The organism is Chitinophaga sp. W3I9 (assembly GCF_050434025.1).
GTDB lineage: Bacteria > Bacteroidota > Bacteroidia > Chitinophagales > Chitinophagaceae > Chitinophaga.
The window spans coordinates 620,354-633,269 of the sequence record NZ_JBNPWC010000001.1 but is presented as its reverse complement, the minus strand read 5'-3'; the positions used below and the strand labels follow the sequence as shown (position 1 = coordinate 633,269).

The 12,916-nt window shown below is 47.0% G+C and carries 12 protein-coding genes; 2 read left to right on the top strand and 10 right to left on the bottom strand.

Translation table 11 applies throughout. The annotated features are described in order from the left end of the window. Positions 1-36 precede the first annotated feature (36 nt). The 10 genes from QFZ51_RS02820 to rlmD all read right to left on the bottom strand — a co-directional run bounded on the left by QFZ51_RS02820 (position 37) and on the right by rlmD (position 10,554). Positions 37-939, bottom strand: a complete 903-nt coding sequence (locus tag QFZ51_RS02820; RefSeq protein WP_429042930.1) for a hypothetical protein — start codon at positions 937-939, stop codon at positions 37-39. Between the two features lie 15 nt (positions 940-954). Next, on the bottom strand, positions 955-1,572 hold the full coding sequence (locus QFZ51_RS02815) for an alpha-ketoglutarate-dependent dioxygenase AlkB family protein (protein WP_429042928.1): 618 nt from the start codon (positions 1,570-1,572) through the stop codon (positions 955-957). 41 nt (positions 1,573-1,613) lie between these two features. Then, on the bottom strand, positions 1,614-2,255 hold the full coding sequence (locus QFZ51_RS02810) for a DNA-3-methyladenine glycosylase family protein (RefSeq protein WP_429042926.1): 642 nt from the start codon (positions 2,253-2,255) through the stop codon (positions 1,614-1,616). Between the two features lie 57 nt (positions 2,256-2,312). Continuing rightward, a complete protein-coding gene (locus QFZ51_RS02805) occupies positions 2,313-3,305 on the bottom strand; it encodes a M28 family peptidase (protein WP_429042924.1) in 993 nt (330 codons plus the stop codon). 20 nt (positions 3,306-3,325) lie between these two features. Further along, positions 3,326-4,825, bottom strand: coding sequence for a cysteine--tRNA ligase (gene cysS, locus QFZ51_RS02800; protein ID WP_429042922.1), 1,500 nt, complete (start codon positions 4,823-4,825; stop codon positions 3,326-3,328). A gap of 143 nt (positions 4,826-4,968) precedes the next feature. Further along, positions 4,969-6,111, bottom strand: coding sequence for an endonuclease/exonuclease/phosphatase family protein (locus QFZ51_RS02795; protein WP_429042921.1), 1,143 nt, complete (start codon positions 6,109-6,111; stop codon positions 4,969-4,971). Positions 6,112-6,139: 28 nt separating this feature from the next. Continuing rightward, on the bottom strand, positions 6,140-7,237 hold the full coding sequence (locus QFZ51_RS02790; RefSeq protein WP_429042919.1) for an endonuclease/exonuclease/phosphatase family protein: 1,098 nt from the start codon (positions 7,235-7,237) through the stop codon (positions 6,140-6,142). 43 nt (positions 7,238-7,280) lie between these two features. Then, positions 7,281-8,213 carry a rhomboid family intramembrane serine protease gene (locus QFZ51_RS02785; protein ID WP_429042917.1) on the bottom strand — a complete coding sequence of 311 codons (933 nt, stop codon included), beginning with the start codon at positions 8,211-8,213 and terminating at the stop codon, positions 7,281-7,283. 47 nt (positions 8,214-8,260) lie between these two features. Then, entirely contained in the window at positions 8,261-9,088 is an 828-nt protein-coding gene (locus QFZ51_RS02780) for a rhomboid family intramembrane serine protease (protein ID WP_370908767.1), read from the bottom strand. A 5-nt stretch (positions 9,089-9,093) separates the two neighbouring features. Next, entirely contained in the window at positions 9,094-10,554 is a 1,461-nt protein-coding gene (rlmD, locus tag QFZ51_RS02775) for a 23S rRNA (uracil(1939)-C(5))-methyltransferase RlmD (protein ID WP_429042915.1), read from the bottom strand. Between the two features lie 75 nt (positions 10,555-10,629). Between rlmD and QFZ51_RS02770 the strand changes: the two genes are divergently transcribed. Together QFZ51_RS02770 and QFZ51_RS02765 are read left to right on the top strand one after the other, a co-directional pair. Next, entirely contained in the window at positions 10,630-12,036 is a 1,407-nt protein-coding gene (locus tag QFZ51_RS02770; RefSeq protein ID WP_429042913.1) for a redoxin domain-containing protein, read from the top strand. Between the two features lie 125 nt (positions 12,037-12,161). Continuing rightward, complete coding sequence (locus QFZ51_RS02765; RefSeq protein ID WP_429042911.1) at positions 12,162-12,863, top strand: porin family protein; 702 nt, start codon at positions 12,162-12,164, stop codon at positions 12,861-12,863. The last annotated feature ends 53 nt before the right edge of the window (positions 12,864-12,916 follow it).

The window sequence follows — 12,916 nt, the reverse complement described above, 5'->3', positions numbered from 1 at the left end:
CAAAAACGCTGCCAGTCTCACTTTCAGGCCCTGGTATTACCTGGTGCTGCTATGGTGGGTCGTTTGACGGGTCTTCCCGATTTGTTTGATGATAGATTCGTAATATCCCAGTTTATCTTTACCGGGCAGGCTTACAATGGTCACATCATTTGCGGTGAGCAGGTCCAGTTTGAATTTAGAGGTTGCCACATATTCTTCCGGGATATAGTAGAAGATGTGATTGGGAACCGGCACGTTTTTATGATGAAACTTTTGCCGTGCCCTGTAGGTGAGCAGCCACCAGAGATCAGTTTCCACAAAGTCGAGCGACAGTCCGAAGATGTGTATATCCTCTGTGAAAAAAAGATCTATCCAGGAGTGAAAATATACTTCCCGGGAGTGAATGCGCCGGAGCAGGGAGGGCTTGGGTACTTCTTTGGAAGAGTACACGGTACCGCTTACCACGTAATTGCGCATCAGTTGTAACTGGCCGCCATAGTGTTCAAACCCCAGATTTATGCTCATGGGGTTGAGGCAATCGCCGTGAATATGCCAGTAATGGATATTATCTACTTCATATCTCCTGAAAATACTGTAAAACTTTTCCTTGATGACGCTGGTGTTTTCTAATGGTATTTGCCCTTCCAGCGTGAATTCATAGTTGGTGGTCAGGATATGTGCCGGCTTCAGTTCGCGGATAGCGCTGTGCAGCGGGTTGGCCTTTATTTCCGCTGCTTTGATGGCGATGAAAGACTTGAGATCTTTTTCTCTGATACGGTGATTTTTACTGGCGGTTAGAAAGATTTCTTCATACAGGAGCGGAAAAGGTTTTTTATCATCCAGTTCCACGCAATCGCCGGCGTGGCAGAAGGTGATGATATCCTGCAGCAGGTCTTTCCAGCTTTGGCCGCGTGAGATGTTGTTGATGTCATTTCCGATTAATAATACAAGGTTTTTCATAGTACATGCCATCTTTTAGGGGTGGATAAACCGGAAGGTGAGGTTAATTCTTCCGTTTGATACTTTAGTGGTTTTCGGGACCTGGTGTTCCCAGTATTGCTGTAATGGTCCTTTCATGATGAGCAGGGAACCGTGTTGCAATAATAATTCATACTTCCGTTGGTGATCACTTTTATAGCGCAGCTGAAAGCGGCGGGCTGCGCCAAAGTTCACCGAGGCAATTACCGGGTGATGGCCCAATTCCGGTTCATCATCTGCATGCCAGCCCATAGAGTCGTTGCCGTTGCGGTAGAGGTTGAGCAATACGCTGTTGAACTGTTGGCCGCTCACCGGCGTTATGCGATCGCGTATCTGTTGTAATTCTGCTGTCCATGCTTGGGGGGAGAAGGTGTTCCCGGAGAACTTGTAGGAGCTGGCAGTGTCGCCATACCAGGCCATTAAACGTGGGAATAACACCTCTTTGCCGTACATTTTCATGGATTCCTGTTTCCAGGTGATGGTTTCCTGCAATACCTGCATAAAATGGTTGCTTTCCGCCAGGTCAAAAAACTGCGGATGGTAAGCCAGCTCTCCATTCAGTAATGCAATCTTCCCGGCATCCTCATCGTTAAAAAAACTTCCCTGCACATTCATAACACAAATTTACAACCGTGCTACGCACTGTATATGTCTAGTTATTTATCGGGTGTATTATCTTTCCATGCCCAAAGGTAGCGACAGGCATGTGTGCGGTAAGGCGACCATTTTTCAGAGATTTTGACCAGCTTATCCCGGAATGCTTTTTTGTCTTCCCGGTTCAGCTTGTAGATTTTAATCATCGCCTGCTGTAATCCCCAGTCGTCCATGGCAAATACGTCTTCGCGGCCCAGGTAAAACATCAGGAGCATTTCTACTGTCCAACGGCCAACGCCTTTGATTTGTGTGAGATAGGCAATCACTTCGTCGTTCCCCATCTTTTTAAGCTTGCTGTCGGTCAGTTTTTCGGCGATGATAAACGCTGCCACATTTTGGACGTAGGTTACCTTGGCATTGGATAAACCGATACCACGAAGGGTTAATGGCGCGGTATCCAGTATCTGCTGTGCTGTTGGCTCCCGGCGGCCGTAGAGGTCGAGGAACCGGGAATAGATGACGTCTGCTACTTTGGTGGACAGCTGCTGGCTCATAATGGAGCCAATCAGTTTCAGGCAGATGTTTTTTCGTATAGTCAGCTCCGTTAAAGGGCCATTGATAATTTTCTGCAGCTTTTTATCTTTGCTGAGATGGGCTACATAATGTACCGGAACGGCTTCCGGGGTGCTTTTGGACCTGGGCATAAAACTATTTTTAGCGTTAATACGTCACATCACTCTTCACCCTGGCCCCTCCGGTTATTAATAACTAAACGGCTGTGTATAGATTACCTGCAACAGTGTTTGTCCGACTGCCAGCAGCGTTTTCTTGTCAATCACATCCATATTGTCGTTTTGTGTATGCCAGTGAGGAGCAAAGTCGTTGTTCGACTGTAACGCAATGATATCGAATGTTGGGATATTAGCGATGGTATTTACCGCGATATGGTCGTCCGTGATAAATGCGCCATTATTTTCATAGCGGAATATATCAGAATAGCCGAGTTTATTGGCTACATCCCAGAACATTTTCATCTGGGCGCCTGCATATTGTTTGGAGGAGCCTTCCATATAGAACTGGGTGCCACGGCCGCCTACCATGTCCAGCAGGATACCGTAGTTTGCTTTATAGCCGGGAATATGCGGATTTTTCGCCCAGTACTGGGTACCTAAGCAAAATGAGTTTTCGTCATTTTTAGCGCCGTAATCTTCCACGTCTACCAGCAGGATATCCACGCCGGCTTCCGGTTTTTGTTTACGGAACTGCCTGGCTGCTTCCATCAGTACGGCAACGCCGCTGGCGCCATCATCGGCACCGTCCAGCTTCTTTGTTTTATCAAAGGCATCTTCATCTGCCCAGGGACGGGTATCCCAGTGAGCCAGCAGTAAAACACGCTGCCTGGCGGCGGGGTTGAAGCTGGCGATGATATTGATGCAGGGCAGTTTTTCGTTTTTGGGACCGGTAACGGTAGTGCGCTGCACATACACGGAATCTGCCCAATTGCGTAAGCTGCTGATCAGCCAGCTGGCACATTTCTCCTGCGCAGGCGTATTGGGTATCCTGGGTCCGAAACTTACCTGCTGTGCGGTGTACGCATATGCAGAATCTGCCTGGAAAACGGGTACCGGTACATCCACTTTAGCTACTTTGCTTTCGCCGGTACTGTCGGTGGTGTTATCGGTTGTCTGACTATTCTGCTGGCAGGCGCCGGCTGTTAAGGCCAGCGCTGTCAGTGTAATAAGAGCTTTACGCATTATCTTCCGGAATATTTATTTTATTGAAGACTGTAAGATACGGTGCCGTCTTTTTCATCTTTCAGCTGAATGCCTACAGACAATAATTCGTTACGGATTTTATCGGAGGTAGCGTAATCCTTACGGCTTTTAGCTTCCTTCCGCATTTCAATCAGCATTTTTAATACGCCGTCCAGTTTATTATCTTCCCCGGTGATGGCTTCCTGTTGTATACCGAGGATATCCACGAGATAAGTTTTCCAGGTTTGCTGCAGCAACCGGAAAGTATCTTCGCTGATTTCATGCATTTTTATTTGTCCGCCTTTCAGTGAGTTGATCACTGGTGTGAGCTCAAACAGGTTGGCGAGCACTTTGGCGGTATTGAAATCATCGTTCATGAAATCCGGGCATTCCAGGCACCACTGATGTACCTGTTTATCCAGTTCTTCATTAATGGCCTGGCCGTTGGCAGGGGTATACGTCAGTTTCTGCAGGGTTTCATAAGCAGCCCATAAACGCTGAAGTCCTTTTTCGGCGGCCTGCAGGGCCTCGTTAGAGAAATCCAGGGTACCGCGGTAATGTGTTTGCAGCACAAAAAAGCGGATGGTCATGGGGCTGTATGGCTTTTCCAGCTGGGGGCTTTCACCGGTGAACATTTCGGTGAGCTTTATGGTGTTGCCATAAGCCTTACCCATTTTCCGGCCGTTGATGGTGATCATGTTATTGTGCATCCAGTAACGGGCCATCATATTGCCGTGTGCAATTTCACTTTGCGCAATTTCGCATTCATGGTGTGGAAACTGGAGGTCCATACCGCCGCCGTGAATGTCGAACTGGGCGCCCAGGTATTTGGCGCTCATGGCAGAGCACTCAATGTGCCATCCGGGGAAGCCTTCGCCCCAGGGGCTTGGCCAGCGCATAAGATGTTCCGGCGGCGCTTTTTTCCAGAGCGCAAAATCCGCTTTGTTATGTTTATCGTCCTGGCCTTCCAGTTCCCTGGTGGTTTCCAGCATGTCTTCCAGTACGCGGCCGCTGAGGATGCCATAGTCGTAGTTGGCGGCGTATTTTTTAACATCGAAGTACACGCTGCCGTCTACTTCATACGCATAGCCTTTTTCCATGATCGTTTTGATCATTTCAATCTGCTCAATGATATGCCCGGTGGCGGTGGGTTCAATGCTGGGTTCGAGATTGCCAAACTGTAGCATGGCCCAGTGGTACAGGTTGGTGTATTTCTGTACCAATTCCATTGGCTCCAGCTTTTCCAGTATGGCAAATTTGGAAATTTTATCTTCCGCTGCGCGGCCTTCTTCTTCAAAGTGGCCGGCGTCGGTAATATTACGTACATAGCGTACTTTATATCCCAGGTATTGTAAATAGCGGAATACTACATCAAACGTAATATAGGGGCGGGCATGGCCGAGATGTGATTCGCCGGATACGGTAGGACCGCACACGTACATACCAACGTGCCCGGGGTGTAAAGGTGTAAATACTTCTTTCTGACGGTGTAATGAATTATATATCCTTAGTTCTGACATATGCTGTAAATGACAGATGCCATATAGCTGACATCTTATTTTTTGTTGATGGATGGCAAAGATAAAAATTGTTTTCCTGGTACAAGCAGGCAACAACATCGGTCAGTCCTAAAAATATTATACATTTTCATAATTGATTACAGTTATTTATTTACTTCTACTGCTGTTTTTCCGCTACCTATCAGGCTAAGATTGGCAATTACAGGATAATGGTCAGACAGGTCAGAGTTTATTTTCCGGAAGCTGTTTACCTTAAAATGGTTACTGACAAACACATAGTCAATACGTAAGGTAGGCGCCAGCCCTGTAAAAGTACGGCCAATTCCGAAACCTTTTTGCAGAAAAGCGTCCTGGAGATCGCCTTTAATGGTAAAGTAGGTATACGACGCCGGGGTGTCGTTAAAGTCGCCGCAAACGATTACAGGGTATGGGCTTTGCCGGATAAAGTTACCTACAATATCGGCTTGTTGACTGCGGCGGATATACGCTTCCCGCATTTTCTGGATAATGCTTTTGGTGGCCTTTAGTCCCGTGTCTTCCTGGTTTTTGATTTTCCTGATGGCAGAATAATCTTTTTCGTTGAAACGATAGGATTCCAGGTGCATATTAATGATCCGCAGGGTATCCTTATCTTTTACAATATCGGCATAGATAAGGCTTTCACTTCTCGGGCCATCGCTCATTTTCATTTTATCCGATGCTATAATAGGAAAGCGGGAATAGATGATAGATCCCCAGTGTTGCATGCCATCGCGGTTAAAATCGCTGGAAAAGTAGCGGTATGGCAGTTCCATTTCCCGGGAAATATCCTCGCGGTTATTAAAGTCGTTTTTCTTTTCGGAGGTATAAAAATCCTGGAAGCAGGCAACATCCAGCTCTTGTTTTTTGATCATGGCAAACATGGCCTGCCGGTTGTATTTACTGTCCCTTTCGCGGTACAGGCCAAACTGGCTTACATTATAGCTCATTACGGTAAGGGTATTGCCATTGGTGGCTACCTTATTCCCGGCGGGCATTTTAAAGGCCACAAAGGCGCTGATAGATTTCCAGCCGAGCAACAGGGCGATCAGTGACAATAACGTATAACGATAATTAAAAAACAGCCACCCGATCAGGAATATCACCAATAGCCCCAACAGGAACGGGAAGGCCAGCGTAATAAAACTGATGGGCCAGAACCAGGCCGGGGATATATACGGCGCCATACAGGCTGCCAGGAAAGGTAATACCACGGCGAAATTGATGATCAGAAAAAATCCTTTCGTAAATAGTCTTAAAAAGCGCACCGCGTCATACTTTGTTGAAGTACTAAAGTTAGTTTTTTTTCAATGAAAGACAGGCCATAACCGGGAAATGCTCTGATGGCCGGTTATGGAAAACCTTACTTCCGTGGATGTTTACCGCAGGCTGTGCCAGGATGTAGTCGATCCGCAGTGAAGGCGACAGGTAGGAGAGTGTGCGTCCCCAGCCGGCGCCGGTTTTGAGGAAGGCGTCCTGCAAATTGCGGCTGATGGTTTTATAGGTGAACGAAACGGGCGTGTCGTTGAAATCGCCGCAAACAATAGCAGGATAGGGGCTTGCGGCAATCAGTGCTGCCAGCTGGAGCGCCTGTGAGGATCTTGTTGGGAAAGTGCGCCGCATTTTATAAACCAGGCCTGTACCTTTCGGGGCTTTCATGTTTTCATAGTCCTCACCCTTAAACATATACGAAATGAGGTGAACATTGAATACCCGGATGGTATCTCCGTTTATGGCAATATCTGCCTGGAGAAAGGTGCTGCCACTGCCAGTGCTGCTTTCTACTGAGGGGATGGCCGAAGCAGTAATAATGGGATACCGGGAAAATAATACAATGCCGTAATGCCAGCTTTCCCAGTGGGTTTTGTCGCGGGTGAAATAATGATATGGATAGTTCCCGGTGGATGTAATGCGTTGCAGATGCTGTTCGTTACCGGGTTTGTCATTGGTGTAAAATTCCTGCATGCAGAGAATGTCCGGGCTGCCGGAGGCAATGGTGTTATAGATCGCCGCTTCTTTGTCTTTATTCGTTACATATCTCTCTAAACCCATACTGCTGGTATTATAGGTCATCAGTGTGAATTGCCCGCTGTTGGTTTGTTTGCTGATAATATTTTCCCGGAAGATATGAACGCCCCAGGTAGTTAATGCTGCGGGCATGGCACAGATTATGGCGATTATATTCATCCACCCGTATTTCCGGTTTTTACGCCAGGCCCATACGGCGGTATATAAAAGGCAAAGCAGGAAGAGAAACGGAAAAAAGAATCCGGAGAAGCCCGCGGGCCACCATTGGCCCGGGTTGACACCGGGAAGGAAAACGCTGAGGAGCAGCGTAGCTACACCACAAATGTTACTCCAAAGTAAGGTACGGCGTACAATGATTTTCAGCATAGGGGAACAAGCAATTTCGAGGTATTTTTAATCCGTCATACTTTTATTCAGTTTTGCTTGCCCGTAATAAAGTATCCCGTTCTTCTGCTGAAAGCGACGATAATCCGTTTTCATTGATCTTATCGAGGATTTCGTTCAGTTTCTGTTCTGGTACTTTGCCAATGCGCCGGTACGGTTGCTGATCAGCATCTGTGGGAGAATTCTTCCTTTTAAAATCGTCCGGGTTAATGCGTTGTGATGCCGGGTGAAATACGTGGGTAAGTTTAAAGGCCAGTTTGTTAAATCCAGCACCCAAGTCCCTGCCTTTTTTCCACTGGTACATATATAACCAGCCTGCGAGTCCACCGCCGGCGAGTACCGGGATATAGGTGTATCCATAGCTGGAAGACGCCATTAGTGCGCCAACAGAAAGCACAACGAAAACAAGGGTAATGATCCAGAGGGAAATACCTCCTGCCAGTAAAGGGAATATGCGGTAACGCGGAGCAATAGCGGTAACGCCTACGGCAATCGCCATGATACTTCCGGCGGCGCCCAGGGTGTATTCATTGCCTGCGAGTGCATGAAAGGACGGGATCAGCTGCATACCAGCCACATAAAAGAGGTTACCGCAGAGACCTCCGAAGAGATATAATGGTAAAATCCGCTGGTGGCCTGCCAGGTGCTGCATGAAGGTGCCAAAGCACCACAGCCACACCATATTGGAAAAGATCTGCCAGAAGCTGATGTGTGTAAATAGGGAGGTGACCAGCGTCCAGGGACGGGTCAGTAATTTGGATGGATCTGCCGGAAGCCTCAGCCAGGTCATAATATCCTGGTGAAACCGGGGCTCGCCCACTTGTTCCATCTGGTATATTACAAGCGTAAAAAACAGGAAAACGAAAATCGTAAGATTAACGACCATCAGGTGTGTCACCATATTTCTTCCTTCTCCTAAAGAGAGGCGGGGCAATTTCTCTTTTTCCAACGCATGCATGGTACAAATATTTTTCAATACAAAAATACGTCAATAATACAGTTGTCTTAATAAAAATCTGTTCTCTTTTTACTCCAGTTCCTTAGCAGTAGGTAGGCAAAGAGTGCGCCACCGAGGTGGGCAAAGTGAGCCACATTATCTCCTGCCGAGTTCTGGATACCGGAGTACAGTTCACCCAGGATCATGAAGCCAACCACAAACTTAGCCCTGATGGGGATCATTGCAAAGAAATAGAGGTACCGGTTGGGGAACAGGTATCCAAATGCGAACAAGATACCGTATACCGCTCCGGATGCGCCCAGTGTAGCGCCATTGCGGTAATAGCTTACATAATTTTTGACATACAGGCTGGCCATTTCTATAGCTGCAGGGTCGCGGGCGGCCAATGCATTTTTCAGGCTGGCCATATCGAAGTTGGCGAGGTTGCCGATGTCGAACTTATTATCCAGCAACACAAAATTCGAGAAACTGGGATCATTCAGGAACTGCGCTGCATACCTGTTCAGGCTCAGGTTCTCATAAGTGAGTACGCCCATGTGGCACAGTGCAGCGCCCAGTCCGCATATCAGATAGAAAACCAGGAAACGCTTGGGTCCCCACAGGTTTTCCAGGGTGGCGCCAAACATCCACAGCGTAAACATGTTGAAGAGCACATGCGTAATGTTCTTCGGATCATGCAGGAACAGATGGGTAATGAACTGGTGTGGTTTGAATAGTTCGGAGCCCCAGTAGTGAAGGGCAAACAAACGACTCAGATCATAATCGAATTTGCTCAGCAGCGTAATCTGCACTAACCAAACCAAACCATTAATGATCATCAGATTTTTGATCACCATCGGCAGGTACTGAAATTTTCCGGGCCTGTACTCGTTCATTGTTGCTAGTTATTATCTCTTTTTTTCAACAACACCACATTTTCGATGTGATGGGTGTGCGGGAACATATCTACCGGTTGTACCTTTTCCACTGTATAGAGGGAATCCAGCAACGCCAGATCCCTGGCTTGTGTAGCGGGGTTGCAGCTAACATATACAATTTTAGGAGCACCGATCTCCAGCAGTTTATTGACCAGTTTTTCGTGCATGCCTGCCCGTGGGGGATCGGTAATGATCACATCCGGCTGGCCATGTTGTGCAAAAAACTCGTTATTGCAAATATCCACTACATCGCCTGCAAAAAAGGTGGCATTATTCACATTATTACGGGCGGCGTTTTCCTTTGCGTCGTCTATGGCTTCCTTTATCAGCTCAATACCCACTACTTTGCGGGCATTACGCGATACAAAGATGCCAATGCTTCCGGTACCGCAATATAGGTCATATACGATCTCGGATCCGGTTAAGCCTGCAAAATCCCTTGTTACCTTGTATAACACCTCTCCCTGGTAAGTGTTGGTCTGGAAAAAAGATTTAGGACCTATCTTGAAAACAAAATCTTCCAGTTTCTCTTCTGCATATCCTTTACCAAAATAGACTTTTGGTTCCAGGTCGAAGATGGTATCGTTTCCTTTCGGATTAATAGTATAAAGCAGGGTGGTAATGGCCGGTACTGTTTTCAGCAAATGGTCCAGCAGGGCAATCCTGTTGGGCTTGTCTTCATGGTGGATCACTAGGTTCACCATGATTTCACCGGTAGTGCAAAGGCGGATCACCAGGTTACGCAGCCATCCCTGTTGGGCACGGATGTCATAAAACGTAAGGTCGTGGGAAACCGCATATTCACGGACGGTGTTGCGGATCAGGTTTACCGGCTCCTGCATCAGGTAGCAGGTATCTATATTCAGTACTTTATCGAAGAGCTTAGGTACATGAAAGCCCAATGCGGGCCTTACAGGTATTTCGCCGTCGTTGGCCCTGATTTCCTCGTTGGTAAGGTATGCTTTGTTGCTGAAGGTAAACTCCAGCTTATTGCGGTAATGTTCGGTATGGGCGCTGCCCAGGATAGGGTCCATTGGCGGCAGGGCCAACTTCCCAATGCGTTGCAGGTGGTCTGCCACCTGTTGTTGTTTGTACTCCAGTTGGAGGGAATAAGGCAGCATTTGCCATTTACATCCTCCGCAGGTGCCAAAATGCTGGCAAAAAGGAGTAACTCTTTTATCAGAATAGCTGTGAAAGTGAACTACTTTCCCTTCTGCCCAGTCTTTTTTGTTTTTACCAAGACGAACATCCACCACATCGCCGGGCACTACTCCGCCTTCAATAAATATCACTTTCCCGTCATGACGGGCCAGGGCTTTACCTTCTGCCGCATAAGCAGTAACCGGTACATTTTCTAAAACAACGTTTTTTTTCCTCACGGCTGCAAAGGTAATTGAAATGCTGAATCCTGCATCGTAATTCATACGAATTACCACTCAGCACACCGCTTTCCTTTTTTACTTTTTTCCGCTTACATTTACATATTGCTTTCAAATATTATGCGTAAACTATTTCTACTGCTGATAGCAGCCCTTTTAGCGCAATATAGCCTGCAGGCGCAGGGTTACCAGATTACTGTGAAGCTGAAAAACTTTACCGGCGGGAAGTTTTTCCTGGCCCATTATATGGGCAGATCTACCTACCTGGCCGACTCTGCAGCAGTAAGCCCTGCGGGAGAAGTTGTGCTGAAAGGCAAGGAAAAACTGCTGCCAGGCATTTATCTGCTGGTACTGCCCGGTAAACAGCAGTATGTAGAAACCCTGATAGATAAGCAGCAGGTTTTCAGCGTAGCCATCGACACCAGCGATCTTGTTAATAAAACAGTATACAAGGGCAGCCCCGATAACGAGGGGTTCCTGGCCTACAATAAATTTCTTTTCCAGCAGGAAACGCTGAGCCGCAATATCCAGCAACAGCTGCAAACTGCCCGCACGACCGCAGATTCTGCCAAGGTGCAGCCATTGCAGCAGGAACTGGGAAAGAAGATCCAGGAATTCAGGACCAGCTTTATTGCCCAACATCCCGGCAATATCCTCAGTACCATTTTCCTGGCGATGAAGGAACCGGTGGTTCCGCCAGCACCAGCCGGAGCGGATTCTTTATTTGCCTATCATTATTTTAAAAATCATTACTGGGATGAGGTGGACCTGGAAAGCGACCGCCTGGTGAGAACGCCTATCCTGGAAGGAAAGCTGAAAAAATATTTCACCCAGCTGGTACCGGTACATCCGGATTCTATTATTGTAGACTGTGATGCCATGATTGCCCGTACCCGCAAAAGCAAAGAGGTTTTTAAGTTTGTGTTGTGGTGGCTTACTTATAATTACGAGAGCTCGCCTTACATGGGTATGGACGCGGTTTTTGTACACCTTGTGGAAAAATATTACGTTCCTGGGGAAGCGTTCTGGCTGACGGATGAGCAACTCAACAAAATTGTGGACAGGGCATATACAATGGCACCAAACCTGATTGGCCGCCAGGCCGCTCCACTGCAATATAAAGATACTGCTGCCAGGCCGCTTTCCCTGTATAAGACCCCCGCGAAGTTTACGGTCCTTGTTTTCTGGGATCCCACCTGCGGACATTGCAAAACAGAGATCCCCCGTTTGGATTCTGCCTGGAATGCAAGCTGGAAGAGCAAAGGAGTGACCATGATCGGCGTTAAAACAGAAGGTACCCGTGAGGAATGGCTACAGTTTATCCATGAGCATCATCTTAATGGCTGGATACATGGTTCAGATCCGCAGGGAGAAACGAATTACCGCAGGCTTTATGATGTGTACAGCACACCAATGGTATACTTACTGGATGAAAAGAAGAAAATTGTGGCAAAAAGACTGGGTGTGGAGCAATTGCAGGAGTTCCTGGACAGGGTAGCCCCGAAAGATACTGCCACAAAACTGTAGAAACAGGAGTGTGGAACGTAGAATATATGCCTCTATACACATTGAAAACCAAATAGTTCATAACTTTTAACATTCCTTTGGCATAGTCTTTGGCTCTGTGGTTGCAGACCATAAAACCAAAGATTATGAAGAAGATGTTATTATCACTCGCAGCGTTAACGATTTCAGTAGCAGCGATGTCTCAGGCGAGAGTTGGGATTAAGGCTGGCTGGAATCTCTCCAACATTACTTATGATAACTCCGGAAATACAAAAGATAGTCGTTCATTATCCGGTTTTAATGTGGGAGCCATTGCAGATTTACCGTTAGTTCCAAAGATTTTGTCATTTCAGCCCGGTGTATTTTATACCACCAAGGGTACCAAGCTTGAAACAGGAGATAAGAATAACTCCACCACCAATCCTTACGCAAAGTATACCATCAACCCATCTTACATCGAAATTCCGCTGAACTTCGTGGCTAAGTTGCCAATAGGTGAGAGTTCCAGCCTCTTTGCAGGTGTAGGTCCTTACTTTGCATTTGGTGTTGCCGGTAAGCAAAAGTATGAAACCACTATTGCCGGTGTGCATGCCAGTGGTTCAGAAAGTATTAAATGGGATGATGATACCCCTTTTAATAACGACCCGAATACAGCATATAATAAAATGAAACGTTTCGACTGGGGTGGTAACGTACAGATTGGTGCGGAACTCAGCAACTTCCTGATCTCTGCCCAGTATGGTATTGGTTTTGCCAAAGTGAACTCCGGAGAGGACAACAGTACCGATGACAAGAGCAAGAACCGGGTATTCAGTGTTTCTGTAGGTTATTTGTTCGGCGGAAAATAGCTGGTTAATAAACAAATACGGAACTAAATTGTAATAACTGCAAGCAAGCAAAA